The sequence below is a fragment of the Deinococcus actinosclerus genome (assembly GCF_001507665.1).
In the GTDB taxonomy this organism is placed as follows: Bacteria; Deinococcota; Deinococci; order Deinococcales; family Deinococcaceae; genus Deinococcus; species Deinococcus actinosclerus.
Map to the genome: position 1 here is coordinate 2,043,191 of NZ_CP013910.1, position 26,235 is coordinate 2,069,425.

The 26,235-nt window shown below is 68.2% G+C and carries 34 protein-coding genes; 11 read left to right on the plus strand and 23 right to left on the minus strand.

Annotated features, from left to right (window positions below; genetic code table 11):
- Positions 1-48: 48 nt before the first annotated feature.
- Positions 49-723: a spermidine synthase gene (locus AUC44_RS09845; RefSeq protein ID WP_062158466.1), complete on the plus strand. Its 675-nt coding sequence runs from the start codon at positions 49-51 to the stop codon at positions 721-723.
- Positions 724-942: 219 nt separating this feature from the next.
- On the opposite strand, the gene AUC44_RS16520 is transcribed toward AUC44_RS09845, so the two are convergent.
- The 4 genes from AUC44_RS16520 to aspS form a co-directional block, all read right to left on the minus strand.
- Positions 943-1,281 carry a hypothetical protein gene (locus AUC44_RS16520; protein WP_157445280.1) on the minus strand — a complete coding sequence of 113 codons (339 nt, stop codon included), beginning with the start codon at positions 1,279-1,281 and terminating at the stop codon, positions 943-945.
- 51 nt (positions 1,282-1,332) lie between these two features.
- Positions 1,333-2,112: an alpha/beta hydrolase family protein gene (locus AUC44_RS09850; RefSeq protein WP_062158467.1), complete on the minus strand. Its 780-nt coding sequence runs from the start codon at positions 2,110-2,112 to the stop codon at positions 1,333-1,335.
- Between the two features lie 154 nt (positions 2,113-2,266).
- A complete protein-coding gene (locus AUC44_RS09855) occupies positions 2,267-2,881 on the minus strand; it encodes a TapB family protein (protein WP_062158468.1) in 615 nt (204 codons plus the stop codon).
- A 190-nt stretch (positions 2,882-3,071) separates the two neighbouring features.
- On the minus strand, positions 3,072-4,406 hold the full coding sequence (gene aspS / locus AUC44_RS09860) for an aspartate--tRNA(Asn) ligase (protein WP_062158469.1): 1,335 nt from the start codon (positions 4,404-4,406) through the stop codon (positions 3,072-3,074).
- A 237-nt stretch (positions 4,407-4,643) separates the two neighbouring features.
- Between aspS and AUC44_RS09865 the strand changes: the two genes are divergently transcribed.
- From AUC44_RS09865 to AUC44_RS09880, 4 genes are read left to right on the plus strand one after another with little or no spacing between them, the layout of a single operon-like run.
- On the plus strand, positions 4,644-5,195 hold the full coding sequence (locus AUC44_RS09865) for a TetR/AcrR family transcriptional regulator (RefSeq protein ID WP_062158470.1): 552 nt from the start codon (positions 4,644-4,646) through the stop codon (positions 5,193-5,195).
- Positions 5,183-6,478 carry an MFS transporter gene (locus tag AUC44_RS09870; protein WP_062158471.1) on the plus strand — a complete coding sequence of 432 codons (1,296 nt, stop codon included), beginning with the start codon at positions 5,183-5,185 and terminating at the stop codon, positions 6,476-6,478. The genes AUC44_RS09865 and AUC44_RS09870 overlap by 13 nt, the downstream gene beginning before the upstream one ends.
- Before the next feature lie 34 nt (positions 6,479-6,512).
- Positions 6,513-7,427, plus strand: coding sequence for an HpcH/HpaI aldolase/citrate lyase family protein (locus AUC44_RS09875; RefSeq protein ID WP_062158472.1), 915 nt, complete (start codon positions 6,513-6,515; stop codon positions 7,425-7,427).
- Complete coding sequence (locus AUC44_RS09880) at positions 7,420-7,893, plus strand: MaoC family dehydratase (protein ID WP_062158473.1); 474 nt, start codon at positions 7,420-7,422, stop codon at positions 7,891-7,893. Before AUC44_RS09875 ends, AUC44_RS09880 begins: the two co-directional genes overlap by 8 nt.
- Before the next feature lie 18 nt (positions 7,894-7,911).
- Here the strand turns inward: AUC44_RS09880 and AUC44_RS09885 are convergent, their stop codons facing one another.
- A complete protein-coding gene (locus AUC44_RS09885) occupies positions 7,912-8,646 on the minus strand; it encodes an MBL fold metallo-hydrolase (protein ID WP_062158474.1) in 735 nt (244 codons plus the stop codon).
- Positions 8,647-8,694: 48 nt separating this feature from the next.
- Complete coding sequence (locus AUC44_RS09890) at positions 8,695-9,390, minus strand: Crp/Fnr family transcriptional regulator (protein ID WP_062158475.1); 696 nt, start codon at positions 9,388-9,390, stop codon at positions 8,695-8,697.
- A 148-nt stretch (positions 9,391-9,538) separates the two neighbouring features.
- Here AUC44_RS09890 and AUC44_RS09895 point away from each other — a divergent pair, with 148 nt between their 5' ends.
- Positions 9,539-10,237, plus strand: a complete 699-nt coding sequence (locus AUC44_RS09895; protein ID WP_062158476.1) for an ABC transporter ATP-binding protein — start codon at positions 9,539-9,541, stop codon at positions 10,235-10,237.
- A 105-nt stretch (positions 10,238-10,342) separates the two neighbouring features.
- On the opposite strand, the gene AUC44_RS09900 is transcribed toward AUC44_RS09895, so the two are convergent.
- Both AUC44_RS09900 and AUC44_RS09905 read right to left on the minus strand, forming a co-directional pair.
- Positions 10,343-10,993 carry an outer membrane lipoprotein carrier protein LolA gene (locus AUC44_RS09900; RefSeq protein ID WP_062158477.1) on the minus strand — a complete coding sequence of 217 codons (651 nt, stop codon included), beginning with the start codon at positions 10,991-10,993 and terminating at the stop codon, positions 10,343-10,345.
- Positions 10,994-11,112: 119 nt separating this feature from the next.
- Positions 11,113-12,159, minus strand: a complete 1,047-nt coding sequence (locus AUC44_RS09905; protein WP_062158478.1) for a hypothetical protein — start codon at positions 12,157-12,159, stop codon at positions 11,113-11,115.
- Between the two features lie 90 nt (positions 12,160-12,249).
- Between AUC44_RS09905 and AUC44_RS09910 the strand changes: the two genes are divergently transcribed.
- The 4 genes from AUC44_RS09910 to AUC44_RS09925 are packed head-to-tail and all read left to right on the plus strand — an operon-like array spanning position 12,250 to position 14,934.
- Positions 12,250-12,750, plus strand: coding sequence for an LEA/WHy family protein (locus tag AUC44_RS09910; protein WP_062158479.1), 501 nt, complete (start codon positions 12,250-12,252; stop codon positions 12,748-12,750).
- A 55-nt stretch (positions 12,751-12,805) separates the two neighbouring features.
- Positions 12,806-13,999 carry an amidase gene (locus AUC44_RS09915; protein WP_062158480.1) on the plus strand — a complete coding sequence of 398 codons (1,194 nt, stop codon included), beginning with the start codon at positions 12,806-12,808 and terminating at the stop codon, positions 13,997-13,999.
- Positions 13,996-14,424: a hypothetical protein gene (locus tag AUC44_RS09920; protein WP_062158481.1), complete on the plus strand. Its 429-nt coding sequence runs from the start codon at positions 13,996-13,998 to the stop codon at positions 14,422-14,424. Before AUC44_RS09915 ends, AUC44_RS09920 begins: the two co-directional genes overlap by 4 nt.
- 48 nt (positions 14,425-14,472) lie before the next feature.
- On the plus strand, positions 14,473-14,934 hold the full coding sequence (locus AUC44_RS09925) for a hypothetical protein (protein WP_062158482.1): 462 nt from the start codon (positions 14,473-14,475) through the stop codon (positions 14,932-14,934).
- A gap of 6 nt (positions 14,935-14,940) precedes the next feature.
- Here AUC44_RS09925 and AUC44_RS09930 read toward each other — a convergent pair whose 3' ends face one another.
- The 4 genes from AUC44_RS09930 to AUC44_RS16195 all read right to left on the minus strand — a co-directional run bounded on the left by AUC44_RS09930 (position 14,941) and on the right by AUC44_RS16195 (position 17,971).
- Positions 14,941-15,273 (minus strand): hypothetical protein, encoded by a 333-nt coding sequence (locus AUC44_RS09930; protein WP_157445282.1) that lies wholly within the window; start codon positions 15,271-15,273, stop codon positions 14,941-14,943.
- On the minus strand, positions 15,225-15,668 hold the full coding sequence (locus AUC44_RS16525; protein WP_157445285.1) for a hypothetical protein: 444 nt from the start codon (positions 15,666-15,668) through the stop codon (positions 15,225-15,227). The genes AUC44_RS09930 and AUC44_RS16525 overlap by 49 nt, the downstream gene beginning before the upstream one ends.
- 256 nt (positions 15,669-15,924) lie before the next feature.
- Positions 15,925-16,923, minus strand: a complete 999-nt coding sequence (locus tag AUC44_RS16190) for a transposase family protein (RefSeq protein WP_082689021.1) — start codon at positions 16,921-16,923, stop codon at positions 15,925-15,927.
- 274 nt (positions 16,924-17,197) lie between these two features.
- Positions 17,198-17,971, minus strand: coding sequence for an IS982 family transposase (locus AUC44_RS16195; protein WP_082688957.1), 774 nt, complete (start codon positions 17,969-17,971; stop codon positions 17,198-17,200).
- A gap of 125 nt (positions 17,972-18,096) precedes the next feature.
- Here AUC44_RS16195 and AUC44_RS16200 point away from each other — a divergent pair, with 125 nt between their 5' ends.
- Positions 18,097-19,620 carry a DUF262 domain-containing protein gene (locus AUC44_RS16200; RefSeq protein ID WP_231724586.1) on the plus strand — a complete coding sequence of 508 codons (1,524 nt, stop codon included), beginning with the start codon at positions 18,097-18,099 and terminating at the stop codon, positions 19,618-19,620.
- A 3-nt stretch (positions 19,621-19,623) separates the two neighbouring features.
- Here AUC44_RS16200 and AUC44_RS16530 read toward each other — a convergent pair whose 3' ends face one another.
- The 11 genes from AUC44_RS16530 to AUC44_RS09980 all read right to left on the minus strand — a co-directional run bounded on the left by AUC44_RS16530 (position 19,624) and on the right by AUC44_RS09980 (position 26,148).
- Positions 19,624-19,833 (minus strand): hypothetical protein, encoded by a 210-nt coding sequence (locus tag AUC44_RS16530; protein WP_157445287.1) that lies wholly within the window; start codon positions 19,831-19,833, stop codon positions 19,624-19,626.
- Positions 19,834-19,836: 3 nt separating this feature from the next.
- A complete protein-coding gene (locus tag AUC44_RS09945) occupies positions 19,837-20,406 on the minus strand; it encodes a hypothetical protein (RefSeq protein WP_157445289.1) in 570 nt (189 codons plus the stop codon).
- 519 nt (positions 20,407-20,925) lie between these two features.
- Entirely contained in the window at positions 20,926-21,198 is a 273-nt protein-coding gene (locus AUC44_RS16535) for a hypothetical protein (protein ID WP_157445291.1), read from the minus strand.
- The gene (locus AUC44_RS09950) at positions 21,195-22,163 is read right to left on the minus strand and encodes a hypothetical protein (protein ID WP_062158485.1); all 969 of its coding nucleotides are present in this window, start codon (positions 22,161-22,163) and stop codon (positions 21,195-21,197) included. Before AUC44_RS09950 ends, AUC44_RS16535 begins: the two co-directional genes overlap by 4 nt.
- Entirely contained in the window at positions 22,153-23,286 is a 1,134-nt protein-coding gene (locus AUC44_RS09955; protein ID WP_157445292.1) for a hypothetical protein, read from the minus strand. The genes AUC44_RS09950 and AUC44_RS09955 overlap by 11 nt, the downstream gene beginning before the upstream one ends.
- Positions 23,274-24,731 carry a hypothetical protein gene (locus AUC44_RS09960; protein WP_062158487.1) on the minus strand — a complete coding sequence of 486 codons (1,458 nt, stop codon included), beginning with the start codon at positions 24,729-24,731 and terminating at the stop codon, positions 23,274-23,276. The genes AUC44_RS09955 and AUC44_RS09960 overlap by 13 nt, the downstream gene beginning before the upstream one ends.
- Positions 24,732-24,788: 57 nt before the next feature.
- Positions 24,789-25,253: a hypothetical protein gene (locus AUC44_RS09965; protein WP_062158488.1), complete on the minus strand. Its 465-nt coding sequence runs from the start codon at positions 25,251-25,253 to the stop codon at positions 24,789-24,791.
- Complete coding sequence (locus AUC44_RS09970) at positions 25,253-25,534, minus strand: hypothetical protein (protein ID WP_062158489.1); 282 nt, start codon at positions 25,532-25,534, stop codon at positions 25,253-25,255. The genes AUC44_RS09965 and AUC44_RS09970 overlap by 1 nt, the downstream gene beginning before the upstream one ends.
- Complete coding sequence (locus AUC44_RS09975; protein WP_062158490.1) at positions 25,531-25,731, minus strand: hypothetical protein; 201 nt, start codon at positions 25,729-25,731, stop codon at positions 25,531-25,533. The genes AUC44_RS09970 and AUC44_RS09975 overlap by 4 nt, the downstream gene beginning before the upstream one ends.
- Positions 25,732-25,748: 17 nt before the next feature.
- Positions 25,749-25,907, minus strand: coding sequence for a hypothetical protein (locus tag AUC44_RS16540; RefSeq protein ID WP_157445294.1), 159 nt, complete (start codon positions 25,905-25,907; stop codon positions 25,749-25,751).
- A gap of 4 nt (positions 25,908-25,911) precedes the next feature.
- Positions 25,912-26,148: a hypothetical protein gene (locus AUC44_RS09980; protein WP_157445295.1), complete on the minus strand. Its 237-nt coding sequence runs from the start codon at positions 26,146-26,148 to the stop codon at positions 25,912-25,914.
- Between the last annotated feature and the right edge of the window lie 87 nt (positions 26,149-26,235).

Below are 26,235 nucleotides of genomic sequence, written 5' to 3' on the forward strand. Positions count from 1 at the left end.
GTAGACTGGCCGGATGCCGCGCCTCCCCCACGCCCCCCGGAGCCTCTCTTGAAACCCTGGGTTCACCTCGGCTCCGCGCCCGTACCCGGCAGCCCCGACGAACTGCAGTTGTGGCAGCGGGATACCGAGTTCAGCATCCGCGTGCGCGGCACGCCGTACGACCTGATGAACTCCCGCCAGCACGGCAGTGAGGAGGCCCTGGCCGACCTCGCCCTGGCAGGGCTGGAGGCCGCCGCGCCGCGCGTGCTGATCGGCGGGCTGGGCATGGGCTTCACCCTGGCCGCCGCCCTGCGCACCCTGCCCGGCGCGGCGCAGGTGATGGTGGCGGAACTCGTGCCGGAGGTCGTCACGTGGAACCACGGGCCGCTGGGCGAGGTGGCCGGGCATCCCCTGCGTGACCCGCGCGTGACCGTCACGGTGGCCGACGTGGGCGAGGTCATGCGCGCCCACCCCGCCGGATTCGACGCGATCCTGCTGGACGTGGACAACGGCCCCGAGGGCATGACCCGCGCCGCGAACGACGCGCTGTACGGCCCGCGCGGCCTCGCCAACGCCCGCGCCGCCCTGCGCCCCGGCGGGGTGCTGGCCGTGTGGAGCGTCGAGCACGTCCCCCGCTTCACCGACGCCCTGACCCGCGCCGGATTCACCCCCCAGGTGCACCACCCCCGCGCCCGCCACGGCAAAGGCGGCAAACACACCGTCTGGACGGGGAGGAAGAGTTAGCGGGGCTCAGGAGGCAGTGGGGCGCGTTGCCTGGTCACGGTAACCGAGTCCAATAGGGCAACCCGGTCACGACGATTACGGCTGAGCACCAACCCACCGAACAGCGATCTCTGGGGGATTAATGGCGCGTACCGACTCAGCTATCCAGGGGTGCGCCGCTCCGCCCATGAACAGTCCAACGACGACATCGGAGTTCGCCAACCACTTCTCTCTGCCGTTTCACAGCACTCGGTGGACAATCTGACGAACTGCCAGCGGGTCGATGTCATATGCCGAAAAATCTGACGACCAGCCTTGTCCCAGGACCTCTTCAACCTGCTGAAAAAGGACACTGTTCGACAGGTGGAATTCCCAGTCAGGCGGTGACCACGGCGACGTTCCGGCTTCGCGCAGAAACGCACGGGTGTTGGCAGTTGGCACGAGGTATGAGAGTTCACCGCCTGAATAGAGCCCAGCGGCATACAAGTCCGCAGCAGCCGTCTGGCTCAACAGCCACTGAAAAAAGGCATCCACAGCGAGGAACAGCTCGTTTTCCAAGTGCAGCAGATCTACGGCCACATCACAGTTTAGCGGCGCGTCCCCCCCACCTCTACCCGACCCACTCCCCCTTCACCCTCCGGTGAGGAACCGCGTCGTCTCGCGGAAGAGGAGGTCCACCTGCTCCAGGTTGTCGAAGGTGTGCCCGGCGCCGGGGATGGCGACGGCGTCGCAGTGCAGGGCCTGGGCGTAGCGGACGCCGTACTCGGGGGGGCAGGTTTTGTCCTGGTCGCCGTGGAAGACGCGGGCTTCGCCGCCCCACGCGGCGGCGGCGTCCAGGGGCCGCAGGCGGGTGACTTCCTGAAGGAATTCGCGGCCCAGTGGCCAGCCGCCGTAGTCGGTGACCGTGGCGGGCAGGAAGCCGCCGCGCAGGAACGGCAGCCACAGGTCGGGCAGGGCGGGGGCCCACAGGGCAAGGCGGTGGGGGCGGGCCTGCGCGGCGCTCTGGGCGGCGACGAGGCCGCCCATGCTGAAGCCGAGCAGCATGACGCGTTCCGGGTCAATTCCGGACTGGCGGCGCATGTAGTCGAACGCGGCGAGGGTGTCCTCGACCTCGCGGGTGACGGTCATCTCGCTGAAGTCGCCGTGGCTCTCGCCGCTGCCGCGGAAGTCGAAGCGCAGGCTGGCGACGCCCCGCGCGGCGAGGTACCGCGAGAGCAGCGGGAAGAGGCGGTGGTCGCTGGTGCGGCTGCCGGTGAAGCCGTGCAGCAGGATCACGCTGGGCCAGCCGTGCGCGGGGATGTCCCCGGTGGGGCGGTGCAGCATGCCGTATACGCGCTGCCCGCCGACGCTGAACTGCGCGAATTCCTCGTTCAGGGCCTGTTCGTTGCTGCCTCGGGCGCGGTCGGTCATGCGCCGATGCTAGGGACTGCCGGGGTGAGGATGCAAGGCGCATTTCGTTCACCGCAGCCGTCAGGGACGCCAGGGAAAACCCTCAGCGTCCCTAATGTGGGCGGAGCGAGCCGTCAGGCGGGCCAGCAACCGGGGTGGCCTCCGGTGTCTGGCCTCAGCGTTTGACCTTCACGAGTTCGATGGTCACGCCGCTGTTCTCGCTGCGGATCATGCCGGTGCCGGGCGCGTACCAGACACTGCTCTTGATGGTGGTGGTCTTGGGCGCGCTGGTCCCCGGGAGGGTCATGGTCATGGTGGAGGTGGTGTCGAGCCGCCACGCGGTGAACGTCCCGGCGGGCACCTTGATGGATTCGCGTTTCACGATCTTGTTGACGCTGGTGCTCTTGGCGGTGATGCCGCCGCCCATCTTGACGTTCTGGTCACTTTTCCAGCTGTAGCCGGGCCGCCAGACGTTCAGGGGCGGCAGGAAGGCGCTGCTGGTCGTCGTGAGGTTGTCCTTGCCGCCGGTGGACATCGTGCCGGTCAGGCCCTTGGCGGTGCAGGTCCAGGTCATGCTGGTGGTGGTGCCGGCCACGGCGGTGGTGGTGGTCACGCTGTTGCTCTTGGCGGCGTTGGTGGTGGTGTAGGTGCTCGGGCCGGGGCCGGACATGCGGTAGGTGTAGACGCCGCTGGGGAACACGTCTTTCAGGGCGCAGGCGGCGTGCGCGGCGGGGCTGGCCAGGGCGGCGAGGGTGACGCTCAGGATGAGGCGGGGGGTGGGTACGCGCATGGGGTGTCCTCCTGTGGGCCGGGGCGTGATGCCGCGTCGGTGGTGCCGATTTGATGGTGCTTGCCGCCAGCGTAGCCGCCTGAAGATGTGAAGACAGGCCCATCCTCCTGGATGAGCCTGCGGGCCGTTCATGGTGTCTTAAGGGTGCCGGGGCCGGAATGCCCGGCCTCTCCCCTGCCTGGCACGCCCTTCAGGGCGTGAGGCGGTGGCGGTCGCGGGGGAAGGCGCGGGCGTAGCGGACGTTGCTGATGCCCAGCAGTTTGGCGGTGAGGCGCTCGGCGCCGATGGCGAAGCCGCCGTGGGGGGGCATGCCGTACTTGAAGACCTCGGTGTAGCCTTCCAGCGTCTCGGGCTTGAGTTTGTACGTGGCGATGGAGTCCATGAGCATGGCGTGGTCGTGGATACGCTGGCCGCCGCTCGTGATCTCGATCCCGCGGAACAGGAGGTCGAAGCCGCGCGTGATCTCACTGCTGGGGGTGCCGTCGGCGTTCGCGTCCGGGTGGGCGTAGAAGGGGCGGGCGGCGCGGGGGTACTTCGTGACGAACACGAAGTCGCTGCCCTCGGTTTCCGCGTAGTGCTGGCACAGCAGGCGCTCGGCTTCCGGGTCGAGGTCCTTGCCGCCCACCTGATGCCCGTACTTCTCGGTGACCAGCGCGCGGGCGTCCAGCAGCGTGATGCGGGGGATGTGGGCGGGCACGTCGGGGATGGTCGCGCCGAGCAGGTCGAACTCGGCCTGCGCGGTGCTCTTCAGGCGGGTCATGATGGCGGCCAGGAGGCGGTTTTCGAGGCTCATGACGTCTTCCTCGTCCTCGATGAAGCCCATCTCGACGTCCAGGCTCAGGTACTCGTTGAGGTGGCGGCTGGTGGCGTGCTCCTCGGCGCGGTAGACGGGCGCGACCTCGAACACGCGCTCGAAGACACCCACCATGATCTGCTTGTACAGCTGCGGGCTCTGCGCGAGGTAGGCGGGGTGCCCGAAGTAGTCGATGGGGAACAGGTTCGCGCCGCCCTCGGCGCCCGCCGAGACGATCTTGGGGGTGCTGATCTCGGTGAAGCCCTCGGTCATCAGGTGGTCGCGGAAGGCGGCGACGAGTTCCGCCTGGACCTTCAGCGCGGCGCGTTCCTTCAGGCCGCGCACGGTGACGACCCGGTAGTCGAGCATGGTTTCCGGGTTGACGTTCCATTCCATCTTGGGAATCTCGACCGGGGCGGGCTCCACGGCCGCACTGATGACGCGGAAGTCCTCGACCTGCACCTCGAAACCGCCGGGGGCCTTGGGGTGCGCCTTGACCTTCCCGGTGACCTCCACGCTGCTCTCGGCCAGGGGCAGGGTCAGGCCGCTGCCGACACACTGGGTGACGCCGCTCACGTCGCGCAGCACCAGGAACTGCACGCCGCCCAGGTCGCGCCGGGCGTGCACGAAGCCCTGGAGGCGCACGGTCTGACCGTCGTGGTTCCTGAGGTCGCGGGTGAGGGTGCGGGGCAGGCGTGTCTGGGCAGGTTCGGTCGGTGCTGGGGTGGTCATGCGGGCTCCTTGTGCATCGGTGTTCACTGAAAAGCCCCCGACTCCGGTGAGGGTGTCGGGGGCGCGGTATGCGGCGTGACGTCCCCTAGCAGGGATCATCATTCACGTTGTTGTTCGCCGCGATCATGCGGGGCAGTGTACGCGCGCCCGGCGGGGGTGGTCAACGCGGGCGGCTAGGCAGGCACATGGGGGCGGGCACCACACATTTACCGACCGTCCAGACGGTATGCTTTTTGTATGGCCCGGACCCGTCAACCCGAACTCACCCGCGCCGCCCTGCTGGACGCCGCCTCAGTCGTCCTGCGCGACCAGGGGGCCGCCCTGTCGCTGGACGCCGTGGCCCGCGCCGCCGGCGTCAGCAAGGGCGGCCTGCTGCACCACTACCCCAGCCGCGACGCGCTGCTGCGCGCCCTGGGCTTCGCGCTGATTGACCGCTTCCGCCAGCAGCTGGACGCCGCCCACGCTCACGAACTCGCCGCGCACGGCCCGGCGCGCGGCGCGTGGCTGCGCGCGTACATCACGCTGACCTTCACCCCCGACCGGGACGGGGAGGCGCTGCACGCGGCCCTCGCCCCCCTGGCCGGCCACCCGGCGCTCTTGGCCGGACTGAGCGAGGCGCAGGCGTTCCTGCTGACCGACGCCGAGGCGGACGGCGTGCCCCCCGGCACCGCGCACGCCATCCGGCTGGCCTGCGACGGCTACTGGATGGGCGACCTGACCGGCCTGCCACGCCTGAACGCCGCGCAGGCGCAGGCCCTGCGGGAGACGCTGACCGCATGGACCCGCTGAAACCAGCTGGACAGCCGGGCCTCCCGGCGGGCGGCGCCGATCCGGGCCCCGGCTGGCAGCGGCGCTACTGGAGCATCTTCGGCGGGCAGGCGCTGTCGCTGATCGGGTCGGCCATGACGCAGTTCGTGCTGCTGTGGTGGATCACTGACACGACCGGCAGCGCCGCCGCGCTGGGCGTGGCAGGCGTGGCGGCGCTGCTGCCGCAGGCGCTGCTCTCCCCCGTGGGCGGCATCCTCGCCGACCGCTACAGCCGCCGCGCGATCATGATCGGCGCGGACGTAATCAGCGCCGCGTGCATGCTCGTGCTGATCGGCCTGTTCGCCAGCGGCGGCGCGCAGCTGTGGCACGTGTACACCATGATGGCCGTGCGCAGCGCCATGCAGGCCTTCCAGACCCCGGCGGCGGGGGCGAGTACCGCCATGCTGGTGCCCGCCAGCTTCCTGCCGCGCGCGGCGGGCCTGAACCAGACCCTCCAGGGCGTCATGACGGTGGCCGCCGCGCCGCTGGGGGCCCTGGCGATCAGCGTGCTGCCGCTGGGCGCGGCCCTGAGCATCGACGTGGCCACCGCGCTGCTGGGCGTCGCGCCGCTGCTGCGCTACGCGGTGCCGCAACCGCGCGTGACCCGCGAGGCGGGGGCGGGCGTCCTGTCGGACTTCCGGGCGGGCGTGCACGTGGTGTGGCGCGACGCGGGCCTGCGCCGCCTGTACCTGCTGCTGGGCGCGGTGGTGCTGGCGGTCATGCCGACCTTCACGCTCACGCCGCTGCTCGTCAAGACCCACTTCGGCGGGGGGGCGGGGCAGGTGGCCCTCATGGAGGGCCTGTCCGGCGTGGGCATGATCGCGGGCGGCGTGCTCGTCGCGGCCCTGAACCCGCGCCGGCCGGTGATGACGATCCTCCTGTCGTTCGCCGCGTCGTGCCTGACGGTGGCCCTGACCGCCCTGGCGCCCGGGGAGGCGTTCTGGCTGGCGGTCGTGTGGTGGGTCGTGAGCGGCGTGACGTTCTCGTTCGGGAACGCGCCCATGACGGCGCTGCTCCAGCGCGTGATCCCGAACGAGTTGCAGGGCCGCGCGCTGTCCCTGCTGAACACGGTCATGGGCCTGTCGGGACCGGTGGGGCTGGCGCTGGCCGGACCGCTGGGCGAGTGGATCGGCGTGCGGGGCGTGTTCGTGGTGGGCGGCGTCCTGAGCGGCGCGGCGGCCCTGGCCGGGTTCCTGTCCCCGGCGCTGCGCCGCCTGGACGCGCCGGCCGGTCACCCGTCCGGCGAGGCGTCCCGCGCCGGGTAGGTTCGCGGGACGCCGAGCCGCTATCCTCTGGGGCATGTCAACGAACGTTCGTTCGGCGGGCCGCCCGTCCGGGCTGGCGCGGCCCCGCAGCCTGCTGTTCGCGCCGGGGAACCGCGCCGACCTGATCGCCAAGCTGCCCCGCAGCGCCCCCGACGCGGTGGTCATCGACCTGGAGGACGCCATTCCCGGCACGCCCGAGGCGAAGGCCGCCGCCCGCCCGGTCGCGCGCGACGCGGCGCGGGACCTGATCGCCACCGCGCCGCACCTGCCGGTGTTCCTGCGCGTGAATGCCGTGCATTCGCCATACTTCGCCGAGGACCTGCACGTGCTCACGCCCGAGCTGGCCGGCGTGGTCGTGCCGAAACTGGAACGCGCGGACGACGTGCGGCAGGTCGTAAACGCCCTGGCGACCTTCGGCCTGACCCTCCCCATCCTGGCCGGCCTGGAGACCGGCGCGGGCGTGTGGCACGCGCACGAGATCCTGCGCGAGGACGCCGTGCGCTGGGCGTACTTCGGCGCGGAGGACTACACGACCGACCTGGGAGGCCGCCGCACGCCCGGCGGGCTGGAGGTCCTGTACGCCCGCTCGCAGGTGGCGCTCGCCGCCCGGCTGACCGGCGTCCCCGCGCTGGACATCGTCGTGACCGCCCTGAACGACCCGGAGCGCTTCCGCGAGGACGCCGCGCTGGGCCGCGCGCTGGGCTACGCCGGGAAGCTGTGCATCCACCCGGCCCAGGTCGAACTGGCCCACGAGTCCTTCGGCGCGACGCCCGCCGAGCTGACGCGCGCCCGCGCCCTGCTCGCCGCCGCGCATGACGCCGCCACGCAGGGTCACGGCGCGTTCAGCTTCGAGGGGCAGATGGTGGACGAACCCATGCTCGCCGCCGCGCGCGCCATCCTCGCGCAGGATCACGCCGGACTCCCCCACCCCGGAGGCTCCCATGAATGAAGACCTGAACCGCCCGCAGGGCCGCTACCTGGAGGAACTGACCCCCGGCACCGTCATCCGGCACCGCGTGACCCGCACGGTCACCGAGGCCGACAACGTGTTCTTCACGACGATGACCATGAACCCGCAGCCGCTGCATCTGGATCACGAGTACGCCGCCGCCACCGAGTTCGGACGGCCCCTGGTGAACAGCCTGCTCACCCTGAGCCTGCTGGTGGGCCTCAGCGTGCACGAACTGACGCTGGGCACCCTGGTCGCCAATCTGGGCCTGACAGACGTGGCGTTCCCGAAACCGGTGTTCCACGGGGACACCATCCACGCCGAATCGGAGGTCCTCGAAGTGCGCGAGAGCCGCAGCCGCCCCGACGCGGGCATCGTGGTCGTGGAGCACCGCGCGCTGAACCAGCGGGGCGAGGTCGTCGCGAAGTGCAAGCGGACCGCGCTGATGCAGAAACGCCCGGCCTGACCGGGTCAGGTCACGGGATCACGCCAGGCTGGCGGCCAGGGCGCGCAGCTGGCCGCCGGCGTCGTCGCTGACCACGCCGCCGTGGTACGTCACGATGGTCTGGACGTCCTCCTGCGCGAGGCGGCGCACGGACGCGTGGGCGGCGGGCAGATCCGGCGTGGCGCGGGGCAGCGGGCCGCTCAGCTGCCCGCCCTGCGAGGTCAGGGCGTCGCCGCTGATGAGTGTCCGCCCACCGGGCACCAGGAGGCTCAGGTGCCCCGGGGTGTGTCCGGGCGTGGCGATGACGCGCACGCCGCCGGGCAGCTGGTCTCCGTCACGCAGGGGCCGCTGCACGGGCACGCGGACAGGGTCGCGGGTCAGCATGGCGCGCAGGGGGGCGCTCAGCTGGGGGTCGCCCAGCATGGCCTGCGCCTGTTCGGGGCTGGGCAGTTTCTGCGCGCGGCGCGCGCCGGTCACGTAGGGCACCTCGTCTTCCAGGGCGTACACCTCGGCGCCAGTGGCCCGCACGATGTCCTCCAGGCTGCCGATGTGGTCGAGGTCGTGGTGCGTGACGACCACGCGCCGCACCTGGCCCAGCGCGTACCCCGCTTGGGCGAGTTCGGCCGTGATGGCCTCCAGCATGCCGGGCAGGCCGGTGTCCACCAGGGTCAGGGTGTGGTCCGGTCCGGCCAGCGCGACCGGGTGGATCAGGGTGGGGCCGTCCAGCAGGGTGGCGGGCAGGTCCAGGACGATCACGTCACCGAGGCGTTGCATGCGTGAAGGGTACCCCGCGCCGGGTGGGCGGGGCGCTTCAGTCTCCCTTCATTCTAGCTGCTCGGCTTCTTCCAGGGTGATGCCCAGCAGGCCGTCCACGTCGAGCAGCGTGACCTGCTGGCCGTTGCTCTTCACGAGCCCGGCGTGTTGCAGGCGGCGCATGACGCGCGAGACGGTCTCGCGGCTTGACGAGATGCGCGCCATGATGTCCTGGGTGCTCAGGGGCAGCACCTCGGGGTGGGGCACGCCCGCGCCGACGCGCTGCTGGTAGAGGTTCGTGAAGACGTGACTCAGGGCCGCCTCGGTGTTCAGGCCGAAGGCGATCAGTTCGTCGTTCAGGAACGTGATGCGCTGCACGAGCAGGGCGCTGAGGTTCCACAGCACGTCGGGGTGGCGGCGCAGGATCTGGCGGAAGTGCTCGCGGTACAGCATCAGGGAGGTCACGTCGCTCAGGGCGCGGACGGTGGCGCTGCGTTCCCCGTCGCCCAGTACGGCGGTCTCGCCGACGACGGCGGGCGCGTAGACGTCACCCATGACGCGTTCGCGGCTGCCCAGGCTGACCCGCGAGACGCGCACGACGCCGTGCGTGATCAGGTACAGCGCCTCGCCCTGGGCGTCCTGTTCCAGGATGACCTGTCCGGCGCGGAAGTGCCGCTCGGTGGTCACGCGCGCGGCTTCCTGAAGCGCTTCCGGCGGCACGTTCCGGAACAGGGGGGATAGTTGAAGGTCGTCCAGCCGGGGCATGTCGCACCATCCTAGCCTGCTGAGGCTTCCCTGAACAGTCTGACCGTTCAGAAAGGAGCGCCGCGGCGCGCACCCACGCGCAGTTTTTCGGCCGCCCGTCCGCGCGGCGGCGGTTCCCGGGGCCAGAGCGCCGCGCCGAGCGGGTAACATGCCCCGCGTGAGTCTTCCGCTTTCCGTGCCGCCCGCCCTGGAGGGCCGCGACCTGCAGCAGGCGTTCGGACCGCAGACCGTCCTGCGCGGCGTGACGCTGCAGGTGCGTCCCGGGGAGGTGGTGGCCGTGACCGGGCCGTCCGGCAGCGGCAAGAGCACCCTGCTGCACCTGCTGGGCGGGCTGGACACCCCGCAGGGCGGCGAGGTGTACTGGGCGGGCACGCGCGTGGACACGCTGGGCACCCAGGTGCGCGCGCAGCGCCGGGCCGCGCAGCTCGGGCTGGTGTTCCAGCACCATTACCTGCTGGAGGACCTGAGCGTGCTGGACAACGTGCTGATTCCCACCCGTCTGTCCGGCCGGGGGGACGAGGGGCGCGCCCGCGACCTGCTGGGCCGCGTGGGGCTGGCCGGGCGTGAGGGGGCCTATCCCGGCGTGCTCAGCGGCGGCGAGCGGCAGCGCGTGGCGGTGGCCCGCGCCCTGGCGGCGCACCCGGCGGCGGTGCTGGCCGATGAACCCACCGGCAGTCTGGACCGCGCGAATGCGCAGGCGGTGGCGCAGCTTCTCGTGAACCTCGCGCGCGAGGAGGGCGCGGGGGTGCTGCTGGTTACGCACGATGACCGGCTCACCCGTTACGCGGACCGTACCCTGCACCTGCTGGACGGCCAGTTCACGGACGAGGCCCCGGACTTCGCCTGAGGCGGGCCTGCGCCGGCGTGGAGCGGTCCGGGGGTGGGGCCTGCCGGCGGGGGGCAGCGTGAAAGCCGCCCGGCGCGGGGCGCGGGCGGCTGGGACACGGCGGGTTTACTGCTTGATGATCTGCGCGTCCTTGGGCAGCTGCCGGATGGCCGCGGCGGTGATGCCGCTGTTCACCTTGTAGCTGCTGACGGTCAGGTCCGCGACGGTCTTGCCGCCGCTGAGCAGCTGGATGCGGGTGGGGCGCCAGCCGGCCTCGGTGATCCAGACGCGGCTGCTGTCACCGCCGCCGGTCTTGGGGGTGGCTTCGAGCTGGTACACGCGCTTCCCGGCGCTGCCGCTCGTGCCGAGCAGCTTGACGTTGTAGCGCGCGAGCATGCTGGCGGTGTTCGTCAGCTGCGTGAAGTCCAGGCCCAGGCCGGCCTGATCGGCGGCCTTCTGGGCGCTGGTGACCGTGATCTGGTTCGTGAGGTACATGTACTGGCGGATCTCGGTCTTGTCGGCGACGATCACGTTGTCGGCCAGGGCGTCGGGCGCCATGAACTGCACGCGCGCGAGGCTCTGGGCGGGAATCGCCTTGACGGTCAGGTCGATCTTCTGGCCGGCGCTGTCGAAGCTAGCGTTGCCGCTCAGGCGGAAGGTGACGTCCTTGGCGGCCTTCTGGGCGGCGTCCACCTTGTTCACGATGTCCTGCGCGCTCTGGGCGCCCGCGACACTCAGGAGGCCCGCAAGGAGGGTCAGGGTCAGGCGTTTGCTCATGCGCGCAGTATCCCGCGCTCCCTCATGAGAAGGGAGCCGCGGGGCTGATGAATGGTTTAACGTCGCGCCAGGACGGCATTTACCGTCACAATCCGGTCAGCAGACGGCCCGGGGACAGCTCAGGGGCGGCCGAGGTCGAACTGGTAGCCGACCTTCACGCCGAAGCCCAGCGCCCCGTCCAGGCCGCGCCCGCCCGCGACGTCCACGTTCAGGAGGCCGCTGCCGGCCGGCACCGCCGCGTTCAGGCCCGCGCGCAGGGGCGAGGCGGCCGCCCGCCACGGCTCGTAGGCCGCGTAGGCGCGCAGGGTGCTGCCCTCGCCCAGCAGGTCGGGGGCCGCCACGCTGCCGCTCAGGCCCCAGGCGCGCTGGCGGGTCTGAACGCGGCGCCAGTCCTGCACGCCGGCCAGCGCGTCGAGGTTCAGGGTGATCCCGGCCGGGGTGGCGTACCCCACGCCGCCCGTGATGGCCAGCAGGTCCGCGCCGGCCCGCACGCCCGCGCGCCAGTTCACGGTACCCGTCACCTCGGTCTCCGGCGCCGGGATGGGCGCCGGGTCGCTGCCGTCCCCGCTGGCCTCGGGCTGGTCGGCCGGGTCGGGCGGCACGATCCGGGTCAGGGGGCGGCGGCCCTCCACGCCCAGCGTGGCGTGCGCCTGCGGCCCGGCCTCGCCGCCCACCACGGCCACCAGATCGCGGTTCACCCGGTAGCGGACACTCAGGTCGGCGTTCCAGCCCTTCAGGCGCAGGTCGACCGGGGCCTGCGCGTAGGCGGCCAGCGGGTCGTTCACGGTGGCGGGCACCGTGAAGGCGGCGCCGCCGGCCGTCACGGCGACCGGCCCGGCACTGCCGCTGGCGCGGCTGCTCAGGCGGTAGCCCTGCCGGGTCACGGTCAGGTCCGTGCTGGCGGTCACGGCCGCCAGGGGCGGCAGGCTCAGGCCCCGGCGGTAGCCGACGCTCAGGGCGCGGGTGGAGACGCTGCCACTCAGGGTGCCGCCCCCCAGGGCCACGTCATCCACGCCGGCGCGGGCCCAGACGGGCCAGGACCAGGGCGACTGCGGCTGGACGTACGCCACGCCGAAATTCAGGCTGGTCGCGTGAGCGGTGGTCAGGGCAGGCGCCGTGAGCAGGCCGCCCAGCAGGACGGCGCGCAGGGAAAATCGCAGGGACATGGGGGCAGCGTAGCAGTCCGCGTCCACCCGGGCGGCCCACTTCATGATCCGGTCAGCTTCGCGTGAGCCTGCGGGGCTACGCTGGGCGGCATGCGTCCCCTGCTCGCCGTGACTGCTGTCCTGCCCGCCCTCGCCCTGGGGGCCTGCGCTCCCCTGCAACAGATCGTGCAGGTGCCGCAGGTCGAGGTGCAGGGCGTGCGCCTGACCAGCCTGACCCTCCCCGGCGGCTTCGGCAGCGCCCCGGTCGCGAACCTGACCATGAACCTGCGCGTCACGAACCCCAACCCGCTGCCGCTGCGGGTGGCGAACCTCGCGGGATCCCTGATCATCGACGGGGCGAACGTCGGGGACGTGACCTTCCCGAACGTGGCCATCCCGGCCCGCGGCGCGGCGGACCAGCTCGCGCAGGTGAGCGTGCCGGTCACGCTGAACACCGCCGCGTCGTTCCTGAAGGTGGCGCGTGGGCAGCTCGTGACCTACCGCGTGGACGGCGGCTTCACCGCTGACTTCGGCCCGCTGGGCCTGCAGCAGTTCGGGCCGTTCACGCTGTCGCAGGGCCAGTGGAAGCAAAGCCCGATCATCCCCTTCTGACGCCTGGAGCGCGCCGGGCCGGCCCTGGCCCGCACCGGCGCGCTACCCTGCGGGCGTGAGTGACCCCGCCTCCCCCACCGGCCGTCCCGACCCGCAGCGGGCCTGGGCGTTCCTCCCGGCTTCTCCCCTGACCGGCGCGCCGGACGGGCCGCTGCGGGGGCTGAGCTTCAGCGTGAAGGACCTGTTCGGCGTGACCGGCTGGCCGCTGCGCGCGAGCACCCGCGCGCCGGTGCCGGATCCCGGCGTGAGCCCGCTGGTCGAGCGGCTCCTGGCGCTGGGCGCCAGCGCGGCCGGGAAGACGCACCTGCACGAGATCGCGCTGGGCATCACGGGCCTGAACGGCTTCGGCGGCACCGGGCACCCCACCCTGCCGGGGCGCGTGCCGGGCGGCAGCAGCAGCGGCGCGGCCGTCAGCGTGGCCCTGAAGCAGGTGGACTTCGCCCTGGGCACCGACACGGGCGGCAGTATCCGCGTGCCGGCCGCGTGGTGCGGCGTGGTGGGGTTCAAACCCACCAAGGATCACCCGGCGTGGCCGACAGGCGGCGTTCTGCCGCTGTCCGTGACCTGCGATCACGCGGGCCCGCTGGCGCGGGACGTGGCGACCGTCACGCGCGTCCACGAGGCCCTGACCGGGCACGCGGCGCCCCCGGTCCCGCTGGACGGCCTGCGGGTGGGCCTGTGGTGTCCGGCGGGATGGGTCACCGACGACGTGCACGCCGCGCTGCTCGACGTGACCGGCACCCTGCGGCGGGTCGGCGCGACGGTGGACCCCGTCGAGTTCCCGGACGTGCTCGACGCCTACTCACCCATCGTGCTGAGCGAGGCCGCGCAGGTCCACCGCGACGCGCTGCGGCTGGACGACCCGGGGTTCCTGCCGTTCACGCTGGCCTCGTTGCGGCAGGGCGCGGCCCTGACCGGCGCGGAGGTCCAGGCGGCGCACGGTCGCCGCGCCGCGTACCGCGCGCAGCTGGACGACCTGCTGACCCGCTTCGACCTGCTGCTCGCGCCCGCCGTGCCCACCCCGCCCCCCGCACAGGGACAGGACGAGGTGCTCCTCCCGGACGGCCCCACCCCGCTGCGCCGCGCCGTGCTGCGGCTCACCGCGCCGTTCAGCCTGCTCGGCGCACCTGTCGTGGCGCTGCCCACCCGCACGCCGTTCGTGGGCGCGCAGATGATCGCCCCGCACGGGCAGGACGACCGCCTGCTCGGCCTCGCCCAGCGCCTGGAACGCACCCTGGAGACCCCATGAAACCCCTGACCATCCTGCCGCTGCTCGGCCTGCTCGCCGCGTGCGCGCCCACCACCCAGGCGCAGCCCACCTACACCTTCGAGGGCAACACCCGCTTCGTGTTCCTGGTTCAGAAAATCCGCGTCACCTACACCGTGAACCCCGTCACGCACGAGGCGCGCGGCGAGTACCGCAACCTGAGCAGCGGCGACACCTTCACCCTGAGGGGCACGCACCTGCCGTCCGCACGCGGCGACCTCCTGACCGCGACGATCGACCCCGGCGACACCCCCCGCCTGAACGCCAGCCTCCTGGGCCTGGGCATCGGCAACGTTTCCCTGAAGGCCAGCGGCACCCTGGCCGCCACCATCACCGCAGGGACCCTGACCGGCACCCTGCGCGTCAATGGCTTCAACTACCCCATCACCCTGACCCGCGCCCCCTGACCCGCCCCCCGTCAGCCCCGCTTCATGAGGCCCGCTTACGCTGACCCCATGCGCCCCCATCCCGCCGCCCGCCCCGCGCTGACCGCCGCCCTGCTCCTGCTGCCGCCCGCCCTGAGCGGCTGCGCGTGGGGCGCGTACTTTCCCGCGATCACACCGCTGGAACGGCAGGTCAACGGCGTGTACGAGGGTGAAGGCAACGGCCCGACCGGACGCGTCCCGTACCGCCTGACCCTGGGCCTCGTGGAACGCGACGGGCGCGCCAGCGGCAGCCTCGTGAACCTGGAGAGCCGCAAGGTGTACGCCGGGAGCGGCAGCTTCAAACGCCTCGTGGACGGCACCGAGATCACGCTGCACCTGTTCGAGAACGGCGCGCACCGCGCGAACCTGTACGTCGTGCGCCGCGACACGGACGGGCAGGTGAGCCTGGACGGGCACCTGCGGACCGTCCTGCTGGGCCGTGAGGCCCTCAGCTACGCCGTCAGCCTGCGTCCCGTGCCCGCGCAGCCCTGAGCGTACCTACCGGTTGAACGGCTTCTCCTGAATGAGGTTGAACCCACGGGTCTTGAGCGGAGCCGGACTGCACCGGGTCGCCACCCGACCCTCCCGCAGCGTCCGGAGGCCCGCGCGCAGGCTCAGCCCCACCTGCACCACGACGAGCGCCGTGAGCAGCCACGACAGCGCCAGCAGGACCAGGGCCGCGAGAAGAAGGTGACCACTGAACAGCTTGACCGGCACGTCGCAGAAGAGGTTCAGGGCGAACACGTTCGTCATCGTGACCGCCGCGACCAGTCCCCCCGCCGTCACGGTCCGGCGGTGCAGGAGCAGCGGCGCGGGGAACACCTCGGCCACGCCAGCCACCAGCTGAGACCCGGGGCTGGCCGCCATGAACCGCCACAACAACCCCATCGGACTGGAGTCCCGTACGTGCCGGCCAGCTGCCAGCTGTTCAGCAGCCCGAACTGCGAGAACGCGAACTTGCTCAGGCCGTACACGGTCAGCCACCAGATCAGCACCACCGGCAGGAAGATCCGCAACGCCGCCCGCTGACCGGCCGTGGGGGCCGCCCGCTGCCGCGCCGCCCAGACCAGCCCGGCGGCCACCGCCAGCAGCAGGCACAGCGTCCACGCCCAGTCGAACGCCGTGTCCCCACTGCCTGTCGGTTGGGGAATGGGCGGCACCGGCACCTGAAAGACTGCCCAGCTGACCACGTCCGCCAGCTGACGCACCCAGGTCAGCGTCGACACCGGCAGGAACAACCTTCAGACTGGTCATAAGCCCGGTGTGACCAGTGCAGCACCGACGTGGGGCCGCACATGCCCGCCGCCAACGGCCGCGCCGCGACCCGCTAGAATCCCTTGCGCTGCCCCTGCCCGCGCGGGGGCGTGGGAAAGGCCCCGGAATCCATCCGTCAGGCTGAGAGGAGAGACAAGACCGATTGCGCAGTTGTGAAGCGGGTGAATGCGGGGAGGCGATGCCTCCCCGCATCTGTGTTGCGGTGGTTCAGGCGAACTGTGGCGCGCGGTTGACGGTGCGGAGGTTGACCAGGCCCGCCACACAACCCCAGAACAGGCCGTGTCGCCGGGTGTCGTTCCGGTAGAACTCCCTGCAAATGCGGAACTTCTTCAGCTTGCAGACCACGTTCTCCACCGTGATCCGCACCTTGGCGATCTGATGGTTGAGCTCCCGGTCCTCCGGGCTCAGCATGCCGCCCTTGGGGCGCATGCGGGGAACGATCACCTCGTGCTGTGGGCAGAGCTTGTCCACTCCCGTGTAGCCCCGGTCCCCCCACACTCGACTTCCCCGCGGAAGTCTCGGCAAGAGTCGTGATTGTTTGAGGACCTTCATGTCATGGGTGCGCCCGCGGGCGGGCGCACTGAGGTGCACGACGAGCCCATCCGGGGTCACCGCCACCTGTGTTTTCAGCGTGTGGGTGCCCTTCTTGACGCTGAAGAACTTCTTCTGGTCCTTGGGCCGCCCGACGGCTTTCTTCCCTGGACCGCTGCCCTTCTTCTTCTTTGGTTGCCCTCGTAGCTGCTCCGTACCGTCAACGATGATGTCGGCGATCTCTGGGAACGCTGCAAGCACGTCCTCCAGGGTGCGCAGCCGACGACGTGGGGCGTCGTCGGGCGTGACCTTGCGACTGTTCAGCGTCCGGGCCCGGAGGGGAGCAGGCAGTGCCTGCTCCAAGAGCGGCAGGAGCGCATGGATGTTCCGGCAGACGTTGGCGGCGTCCATCTCGAACAGCACACCCAACAGATGCATCGGGAGGTAGTGGCGCAGATAGATCAGCGTCAGCAGGAGACGGTGGGGGACGTCGAGTTTGAACTGCCGGCCCGCCCCGATGCGGCGCTTTCGTCCCTCCCGCAGGAGGGACGTGCGGTGCGCCCGGGTCCACAAGGGCTCAAGGTGTTCAGCGAGGAGCGCGAATTCGGTGGGGTTCAGGCCGCACAGCGACTCGAAGGACCGGGAACGCTGCATGAGGCGAACGACCTGAAGCATGCCCCCACTTTGCTCAATTCACCTCAACTGCGCAACGGGTCTACACACATGAAGGCAATGATCGTCACGTCCAGGTGGGCAGCGGGTGTATAAGCCGGTGGTCATATTTTCCCCACCGATGATCACGCCATTGCTACTGTAGCCATATGCCCGCGTCGTTCAGCTCCACTACTTACAACGTTAATACACTTCTAGGCAGAAGTAGCTTTCCGAATTATACGTCGAAACAAATCATAATCCCTCCATTTCAACGTGGATATAGTTGGGACGCCGTTTAGGGTTGGGCAAGGTTGTGAGCGAGTATGGCTAGGACGACACGGAGACGGAGCGACCGCAACGTTTTCGTCTGCACGGAGCGAATCTGAGCCTCGACCAAACCAGAGAACACCGTTTCAATGCGTTTTCGCAGTCGAGGGTGTCGGCCTGGCCGCCACCCCGTGTCATACCGGGTATTACTCTTCGGTGGGAACACGTAGCCCAGGCAGCAGTACCCCTTATCACCGATGATGCGTGGCCCGCCGAAGTCGGGCCACCGCCGGTTGAGCTCGTAGCTTACGGTCGTATCGTGCAAATTGGCTGGTCGGATCAGATACTGCACGATGGCACCTGAAGCGGTGACCCACGCGTGCAACTTGTATCCGTAGACGTCTCCCTGCGTGCCGTAACCCCAACGAGCACCGGGAAACGAACACCGCTTCCCCCGTTTGGGTCGGCAGACGGGCAGAGGCATGGAATCAACGATCACTTCCGTGCAGGACTGTGACGGGGTGGCGACCGCTTCAAGTCGTTCAAGCAATCGCTGTCCCCGTGTATACGCCTGCGTGTAGGAGGGAAGATCGTGTCGATCTTCCCTCAGGATGTTCCACCAGATGGACGGGAATGGATGTTTGAAGACCAGTCGGCTGAGCAACAGGGCGACCAGCAGGGCGTCACTCAATTTCTGGTGCGAACACCGCTTGAGGTCACTGAAATACCGTTTGGCCCAGCGGTGAAGCTGACGGATGACGGCTCGTCGGCCTAAACTGTGATGGAGACGGTATCTAGCCATACCGTCTCCATTTTTTGCTCTCTGGGAACCATTGAACAGGTCATAGCGAGAGCCCTAAACGAGGTAGTTGGGAGAAGAATCATGTTTCTACTTTCTGGGACGACATATCTACTTTTATAGATAAAATAGACACGGCTGGGGCCATTGATACATACTTTTTAGGGCCAGTAGTTTTACTTCCAGATGCAGCAACTGGAGTGATGCTTTTGGATGGCCAGCAAAGACTGACGACAATTACCATACTCCTTGCAGTCATCAGGGATATTGCTAGAATAAATGGAGCTCCTGGAAGTGATTTAGCCAGAGATATACAAAGAGACTTTATCCTTTTGGATGAAGATAGGGCCGTATTTTCTCTTCAGCTTGGAACTTTGGATGCAGATTTCTTTAAAAATAATATTCAATCTGATCCACCTAATAACACTAAAGCCACACTAAGATCGCAGAAATTGCTCTTGGATACTTATAAATTTTTTAGAGTGCAAGTTGAAAATAAAATACAAGGATTAACTCTTGAAAATACAATAAGATATTTAAAAAAATTAAAAAATACATTAGCCGAAAGAATAAAAATGGTTGGTATAGAGGTCAACTCCGAAGATGAAGCGTTCCAGATATTTGAAACGCTGAATGATAGGGGACTGCGTCTATCAGTCCATGACCTGCTTTTGAACTTCTTAATGCAAAAAGCAGACAGCGATCAAGCTCGCCAGAGAATTAGAACAAACTGGAATAAAGTTATTGAGAACGTTGGCTTGAGAAAAATGGGAAACTTCCTTAGATTCATGTGGGTTTCCCATTATGGAGATATTAAAAGCCAAGCTCTATACCGCGAGATTAGAGCTAGTTTTACCAATGATGGTCGCAATCCAGTAGAATTTGCAGTTCTTTGTGCTGAAGAAAGCACAAACTATAAGGCTTTACTGGATTTAGATAGCAACGTCTTAAAAGGTTCTATACCCTATATAAGGTATTTAATTCGAAATCTCGATAGCGACCGCTCTATCCCAGTTCTACTGTCTGGAATGAGCAAACTTAACGAAAATTCGCTGGAAAAGCTAGCCAAACTTTGCATAGACATTACGGTTCGACACAGCATAATTGCCCAGCAAGATCCAAGCAGATTAGAGGCCGCAATGTACAAGGCAGCAAAAAGTCTAAGAGCTGCCCCAAATAACTTATCTGAAAATCAGAAAATTAGCATCGTTAAAGAAGAGTTTAACCGCATAAATCCAGCAAACGATGTGATACTATCACAGATAATTCACACCGAGCTAAATAGAGACCAAGCATCTTATATAATTAAGGCAATTGCCGAGAAGGCTCAGTCGCAGTATGGCAATATTGATCTAAGTGAATACACAATTGAGCACATTCTACCTAGAAATAGAGAAGAAGGGACATGGGAGGGATTCCAAGAGCCCGACCTGCACATATGGAACATCGGCAACTTAACTGTACTAGAAGGGACTCTCAATCGTAGAGAAGGAAATAATGAGTACGCAGATAAGTTAAGGACTTATGCAGAAAGCGACGCCATAATCACTCGAGACATCGCCCATTACCATCCAGAGTGGAGTGCGGCTTCTATCGAGGCCAGAGCCAGGTACTACGGGGGGATTGCAGTAAGGATATGGACAGGCGATTGATTATTATGCTCGTGTCCACGACTCCGCAATTTTAGAGAGTGGATTTGTAATTTCTTGAACATCCTGGAACACTTCAGGGATATTGCTGCCGGCCCAGAAGTTCTTCTCGTCGAGGCTGCGGCTGAGACGTTCGGCGATGATCACGCTGCCGGCGAGGATGGCGAGGGCGACGAGGCCACTCCCGATGAGCACGGTCTGTTCTGTCTTGTTCACGGTTCAGCTCCCCCACCAGCTGGTGGTGCGCAGCTCCGGGTGCCGCTGCGCGATGGCGATGATGGTCGCGCTGTAGGGACGATTCCCGGGGCAGCCCAGTTCTGCCCGGGCCACGGAGACGGTGGTGCTGCAGGTCAGCTCTCCCCTGTTGAAGCGCAGCCAGTTTCCGCGCCCCATGCCGTAGTGCCGCAGGGTGGTCCGGACGCTGCCCGTGCATTCCGCGTAGGCGCTCCGGAGCCACTTCATGTAGCGGACGCCGGCGCGGACTTTGGCAGCCGCGGTCGTCAGTGGCCACGCCACGCCCACCTGGCGGGCGGCCACGGCCGTCACCTGTAGGGGCCCGGCCGCGCCGGAGCTGCGGTTCAGGGCGTTCACGTCCAGCGCGCTTTCGGCGTAGGCGTGCGAGAAGGCCAGATCCAGCGGGTAGCTCTCTTCCGCACACACGGCAACCAGCGCTGTAGCCAGATCACGCGTGGCGATCGGCGAGAGACGCCGAGCGGGCACCTCTTTGTAGATGGCGGCCACACACCGATCGATCAGCTGCGCGCGGGTGGGCGTGCTGGGTGTCGGCACCGGGTTGCTCCCCCCAGGTGCAGGTGCGGGCAGCGTTGGGATCGTGGCCACCGGCCCGCGGTGAGGTTTGGTCACGGTTCGCGTGGCCAGCGCCGCGCCGGTAAGGGCCGCCCCGCCGATCAGCAGGATCCTCCCCTGCTTGGGCGTCAGGCGTGCCATACCGGCACCCATCCCCCATTATCCTGGACGTCGACTGCCAGCAGGCCTTGTTTGGCCAGGTTCAGGCCACCCAGCAGGCCCATGTACTGGCCAGCCTCCCCACCGTACGCCGGAGAGGCTGTCCCGTCCGCCAGCTGAACCCTCGCCATAAATGGGCCGCCTGGTAGGAGGACAGAAGCACCCAGATCCCGCACGGCCGGCAGGATCTGGCGAACCCCTGGCGCGGCCGTCGACGTCGCTGGTGCAGGCAGCCCAGCGGGCGGGGGAGCGGCCGCTGGCTGAGTGGCGGAAGGGGCTGTGTACCGTGAAGCGTGCCAGAGCCAGGCACCACCCCCACAGACAGCAGCCAGGAGGGCAATCTTACCGGCGACGTTCACTGGTGTCCTCCAGGCCTGATAGTCCCCGCGGCGCCATCCGTCGACCGTTGCGCACATCCCAGCCACCACCCACGAACCACGCGCAGGCGTTCAGGTCGCTGTAATCGGTCAGGGCGCCCTCTACGCTGCCCGCCACATGGTTGGCACTGCCGGAGCTGCGCGGCGCCACCCCAGCGGCCAGCACCGGCACCGGCACCGGCACCGGCACCGGGGCAGGCTGCACCAGCTCCGCAGGCGCCGCAGCGGGCGAGATCACGCGCGCCCCCAGGTGACAGACGGGCCGCGCAGCGTGAGGCGGTCGAGATCGGTTTTCGTGACCTCCTGCCCGGGGTCAAACGACCACACCCACGCCAGCCGGTTGTAGTAGTCGGTGGCGCAGCTGAGCGTGACGCCAACAATCTGCCCGTTGAACTGGCTCGTGTCCCAGGTGTACGTCTGCCCCTGGCGCGTGTAGCTGCCTGCCACGTAGGCGCCCGCGCTGCCGCCCGCAGGCCCCGCCGCGCTCCCCTCCATGACGCGCCACAGGTTGTAATCGGACGTCCTGAACGCGGGGTCATCGTAGAGGCTCATGCAGTTCTGGAATCCGCCGAACATGCCGGGGGGCTGCTGCGCGACCATGATCTGATCCACGATTTGAAGGTCGCCCGCATGCCCGCCCACGCCGCACAGATGATACGAGCCGGTGCGCGTGCCGACACCATCAATGGTCACGGCGCCAGCGGTGCGGGTGGTCGGGCCGACCGTGATCTGTAGCGTGTATGTGAGGCGCAACTTCTGCGTGTTGTCCTTACTGATCACGATGGGGGCGCCCTGCGCGTCCCGGAACAGTTCACGCACACTCAGGGACGCGGCGCCGTTCGGCCCATAGCCCCACTCGGTGAGGTTCCCGTTTGCCTCTCCAAACCCAAACTCCCGCTCCAGCACGTAGTTATAGACACCCTCAGCGGTGCGGATAGTTGCCGGGTAGGTGGTACCGATCTGGCGGGTACTCGCCAGCGGCGCCGCGAGGCCGGTCTGCGCGACGGCGGGCGCGGTGCTGCCGGTGCCGACGTGAGCGACGTCCACCGATCCGCGAATGCCGTGAATGGCGTAGTAATCCAGGCCGCTGTTCAGGATGAGGTTATGCTGTTCGCCTTCCTCCACGATCAGGCCACCCTCACTCACGAGTTGGTAGTGCAGCCATCCCTCGACGGTGACACGAACGGGTTTGTCATTGAGCATTGAGTGAACCTCCAGTTAGGCCGCTGACGGTGCCACGCACCGCATCAGGGCCGCGAGAAACGACGATCACAGCGCGGCGAAGCATGCCGGCAGCCAGGCCGGTGACGGTGCCGCGCGCCGCGTCCGGGCCGGTGGCCGCAGTGATCACAACAGGCCGCAGCGCGCCGGCAGACAGACCGGTGACGGTGCCCCAGGCGTGCCCGTCTGCGAGGGGGCGTAGCAGGGTTGAGGGCACCAGCGCGCCAGCAGACAGGCCGGTCACGGTGCCCCAGGCGTGCCCGTCTGCCACCTGTACGCGCTTCGTGACGGGCATCAGGGCGCCGCCACTCGGGCCGGACACGCGGCCTCGCGTCTGGCCGTGCAGGTGCGCGGGATAGAGGCCAGAGCGCAACGTGAGCGGCGCGCGGCTCGCCTCCCCTGCCGCCTGCCACGCCAGCGGGCCGGGGATGATCTGGTCGAGGACCGCGCCGTCCGGCACCGCGTCCGCCACGACGGCAGGGACGGCGTAGCTATCGCGCTGGTGCCGCGCGACCAGCTGCGCGCCGGACAGGTGCATCAGCACCACGTCTGACGCGCTCGGCTCGCCGTGCAGGACGGCATCACACATCAGCAGCGGCTCACGCCCAGCCCACGGGCCGCGCGTCACATACGCCTGTACTGCCGGGTTCCACTGACGCACGAATACCAGCCCGTCACGCTCCCACCCGAACACGGGCCGCGCGGCCTGATCGAACGCGAGCGCAACGTGCCGAACGTCCACCAGCTCGCCCAGCGCGTCGGGGTCGCTGCGGTCCACCCAGACGCCCGCCTGCGCTTGATACAGGCGCGGCCCGCCCTTGTACAGCGCGAGCGACCAGCGCCCACCGTACAGCTCGGCCAGCGTGCCGCCCCCCGGCTGTCCCAGGCGGTACGGCCCAGCCGACACGACCAGCTCCGGGCGCAGGGTGCCGCGCACGCGTTTGGTCACGATCACGCCGCCCAGCTCTGCGGCCGATCCGGGCGCCAGTGTGCCATCCCGCTCCTGACCCCGGATCACGGCAGGGGGCAGGGACGCCCAGGCGGGCCGCTGGAGGCCCAGACCCCAGAACACGCCCCAGGACGCGCCGTAGCTCACTCGCGCCACTCCTGCCAGCGGTGCACGGTGACCGGCGCCGGTTTGCCCAGCAGCCACCCGGCATGCCCTGGATGCGTGAGGATCGCCATACGCCAGGAGGACAGGTCACCCGCGCCGCCTTCCACCCGGCGCTCCTGCGCCTGTAGCAGCTCCCCGGCAGCGTTGTAGAGCCGGTAATCCCAGCTCCAGCCGCGCGCCCGCGTGGTGAGGCTGCCCGTGCTCGTGACGATCTCGATGTCCCGGCGCGTGACCTCCAGGCGGTACCGCTCGCCGCCACGAACGCCATACGTCCAGAGGTTGTCATCCCGGCGCGGCGGGTGAACCAGCGTCAGCGCGAGGTCTATGGGGTTCAGGGACGCGCTGTAGACGGTCTCGCTGCGCTCCCCCATGCCGCCCGTGATGCCCAGCAGGTAGGGCAGCTCGTCATGCAGGCGCGCGTCCGGGTAGAAGGTCGGCAGGAACGAGATTTGGCCGCCCCAGGCGCGCACGTCTGGCGTGTCATCCAGGCTGAATTCCAGCACCCAGCGCGAGGCGAGCGTGCCGGACGGCCCCAGGGGCGTAGCGGTGCGGATCAGCTGCGCGCCCGTGAAGCGCGCCGCGTCCTCGGTCATGTTGGAGGTCACGCCCACAGTCAGGTCCAGGTCGAACACCACCGCGCCGGTACTGCGGCGCCCGTCCGGCCACGCCGGGGAGGGGGTCAGCGCGGCGATGGTCGAGCCGCCCCCGTCCGCCACCGGGTAGGCGTTGGTGTCCACGCTCTGAAACTCGCTCACGGTGTACCGGGGGCGCACCGTGCGGAGCGTCCAGCGCACACCGTAGGCCCCACCGGGCAGCACGCGGCCCACCGGCAGGTCTACGGCCGCCACGGCGGGCACGTCCAGCTGTACGGGTGTGCCGTTGCTGCGGTACACCGTCAGGGTCCGCTGGCTCAGAATCCGCGCGTCACGTGGGGACACGTCCAGCGCCTCGGCCACCGTGGCGCCGTCTGGGCCGATCAGCGCCACGTCATAGCGGGTATCCGCGCACGGCTCCAGTGCCACCGATCCGTCCGGCGCGGTGTAGCCAGCGGCGCCCAGCATCCACAGGAAGGACACCCGCGCGACGTGCGCGGCGCCTGGAAGGTCTACCGGGAGGGTGTGCGTACTCCCGGACGCCGAGAGGCCGTCTGCGGGCGCCCCGTAGCGGTACCCGACCTTCCCGGCGTAGTTGGTCGCAGGGGTCGCAGACAGGAGGCTGCGCGGGCCGCTCAGGGGCGTGCCCTGGATGGTCCAGCCGGTCTCAGGCTCGTTGACCGCGTACTGCGCGGAGGCGTAGGCGTAGGGGCTCAGCGCGGCGGGAGACAGCAGGGTCTCTCGGAGGTACGCCTCTATGGCATCCCACAGATCAACGTCTCTCCCCTCTTCGAACGCACGGGGGCCACGCTGCAGCAGTGCTGTCAGCGTGGCCTCATCCATGCGCTTGTCCCAGGGAGCACCAGGCTCAGGTCGTTTGAGAGACAAGTCGGTTCTCCTTTACTGCATGTACAGCTGGTACTTCGCGGGTTCGCCGTCCACGACGTCGATGATCACCTTGCTGATCAGGCAGGTGAGGCTGATCGTGGTGCCGGGCGGCACGGTGTGACTGGTGCTGGCCTGCCCACCCAGCCCCATCAGGGTGACCTTGAACGGCCCGTCACCCAGGTTCGCGTAGAAGCCTCGGCTGACGGCGCGGCCCTGGTTCAATCCCTCGACGTCGATCTCCTTGCGGTCGGCCGTTTCGGCCTCGACGATCACAGGCAGTTGCGTGAGGCGCCGCGGCGCAACGCGGGAGGTGTCCTGCACGTCCATCACGCCGAACTCGAACGCCAGGGCGCGCTGCTGCGCCTGCGTGGCCTCACGGGTGGCTTTCGCTTCCGCGTAGAGGTGCGCCAGGCAATTCTTCATGTCGTCCAGGCCGCTCTGCAGCATGGGGATGTATTTGGTGAAGTCGGGGAACATCAGCAGCGCTCCGTGAGGCGCTGGTACAGGCGCGGCGCGAGCCAGTGCAGGACGTCCGGCAGGACGACCAGAGCGAAGCCGACACTGCCGATCACCCAGTTGAACTCCGCGGCTGGGGTGACGTAGTGCGTGATGACCGCGACCAGGTACAGGAAGCCGCCCAGGCCCTGACTCCACTCGATGTAGTTGCGGGCCGTGCCGGACAGCACGAAGAGGACGCTGCGGGCGCAGTAGGCCAGCAGCACGGCGTACACGAGGGTGAGAACGATGGTGGTGATCATTCCTTGTCTCCTTCAGGGGGGCTCTGTTCCTTGCGCCGCGCCAGGACTTCCGGGACGCCCAGGACAGCGGTGATCACACCGCCCAGGAAAAGGCTCCAGGTGTTGTCGAGGGGGGCATTACGCCAGATGCTGTTGCCGGCGAGGGCGAGCATGATGACAGTGACGGCGATGATGAGCAGGCCTGCGGGTCGTTGCATGGGGCTCCTGGGGTGAATTACTTCGAGCCGCCGCACCCGCAGCCGCACCCGGTCGATTTGGGGCGGCGGGATTCTGCGAACCGGACGGCGCTCAGCACCACGCCGTACACGAGAAGCGTGCCAACGGCCGTGAAGGCGCCCTGCCGGATCAGTTGTGTGCCAGTGAGTTCTTTCATGGGGTCACCTGTCCAGGAGGGGAAGGGGGTTGCGTTCGTCGAAGATCCAGGGGGGTGTGCCGCCGGGCCACTGCTGCTTCTGGTCTTTCAGCCGCGAAATGATGCTGTCCGAGGCGTACTGCAGGGGGTTCGTGCTCCCGGCCCGCTGCCACACGTCCGTGATGGGAGAGATGACACTAGGTGCCAGCACGGTGGGCGCGGGCGCCACGGGCATGGTCGTCACCGGCGGACGGGTCGGCACGCTGGACGCTGGCGGGAGCACAGGAACGCTTGGAGCGGCCGGGCTCGTAGGGAGTGGGCTGGGAGTGGCCGTGCTGGGCGCACCAGG

Coding starts and splice junctions, on each gene's coding strand:
- AUC44_RS09865 (WP_062158470.1), top strand. CDS start 4,644: ATGGCCCGGACCCGTCAACCCGAACTCACCCGCGCCGCCCTGCTGGAC.
- AUC44_RS09975 (WP_062158490.1), bottom strand. CDS start 25,731: ATGCAACGACCCGCAGGCCTGCTCATCATCGCCGTCACTGTCATCATG.
- AUC44_RS09970 (WP_062158489.1), bottom strand. CDS start 25,534: ATGATCACCACCATCGTTCTCACCCTCGTGTACGCCGTGCTGCTGGCC.
- AUC44_RS09960 (WP_062158487.1), bottom strand. CDS start 24,731: ATGGATGAGGCCACGCTGACAGCACTGCTGCAGCGTGGCCCCCGTGCG.
- AUC44_RS16195 (WP_082688957.1), bottom strand. CDS start 17,971: ATGGCTAGATACCGTCTCCATCACAGTTTAGGCCGACGAGCCGTCATC.
- AUC44_RS09905 (WP_062158478.1), bottom strand. CDS start 12,159: ATGTCCCTGCGATTTTCCCTGCGCGCCGTCCTGCTGGGCGGCCTGCTC.
- AUC44_RS09890 (WP_062158475.1), bottom strand. CDS start 9,390: ATGCCCCGGCTGGACGACCTTCAACTATCCCCCCTGTTCCGGAACGTG.
- AUC44_RS09965 (WP_062158488.1), bottom strand. CDS start 25,253: ATGTTCCCCGACTTCACCAAATACATCCCCATGCTGCAGAGCGGCCTG.
- AUC44_RS09875 (WP_062158472.1), top strand. CDS start 6,513: ATGTCAACGAACGTTCGTTCGGCGGGCCGCCCGTCCGGGCTGGCGCGG.
- AUC44_RS09885 (WP_062158474.1), bottom strand. CDS start 8,646: ATGCAACGCCTCGGTGACGTGATCGTCCTGGACCTGCCCGCCACCCTG.
- AUC44_RS09850 (WP_062158467.1), bottom strand. CDS start 2,112: ATGACCGACCGCGCCCGAGGCAGCAACGAACAGGCCCTGAACGAGGAA.
- AUC44_RS09920 (WP_062158481.1), top strand. CDS start 13,996: ATGAAACCCCTGACCATCCTGCCGCTGCTCGGCCTGCTCGCCGCGTGC.
- AUC44_RS09925 (WP_062158482.1), top strand. CDS start 14,473: ATGCGCCCCCATCCCGCCGCCCGCCCCGCGCTGACCGCCGCCCTGCTC.
- AUC44_RS09900 (WP_062158477.1), bottom strand. CDS start 10,993: ATGAGCAAACGCCTGACCCTGACCCTCCTTGCGGGCCTCCTGAGTGTC.
- AUC44_RS09855 (WP_062158468.1), bottom strand. CDS start 2,881: ATGCGCGTACCCACCCCCCGCCTCATCCTGAGCGTCACCCTCGCCGCC.
- aspS (WP_062158469.1), bottom strand. CDS start 4,406: ATGACCACCCCAGCACCGACCGAACCTGCCCAGACACGCCTGCCCCGC.
- AUC44_RS09880 (WP_062158473.1), top strand. CDS start 7,420: ATGAATGAAGACCTGAACCGCCCGCAGGGCCGCTACCTGGAGGAACTG.
- AUC44_RS09895 (WP_062158476.1), top strand. CDS start 9,539: ATGCCCCGCGTGAGTCTTCCGCTTTCCGTGCCGCCCGCCCTGGAGGGC.
- AUC44_RS16540 (WP_157445294.1), bottom strand. CDS start 25,907: ATGAAAGAACTCACTGGCACACAACTGATCCGGCAGGGCGCCTTCACG.
- AUC44_RS09950 (WP_062158485.1), bottom strand. CDS start 22,163: ATGCTCAATGACAAACCCGTTCGTGTCACCGTCGAGGGATGGCTGCAC.
- AUC44_RS16190 (WP_082689021.1), bottom strand. CDS start 16,923: ATGCTTCAGGTCGTTCGCCTCATGCAGCGTTCCCGGTCCTTCGAGTCG.
- AUC44_RS09870 (WP_062158471.1), top strand. CDS start 5,183: ATGGACCCGCTGAAACCAGCTGGACAGCCGGGCCTCCCGGCGGGCGGC.
- AUC44_RS09910 (WP_062158479.1), top strand. CDS start 12,250: ATGCGTCCCCTGCTCGCCGTGACTGCTGTCCTGCCCGCCCTCGCCCTG.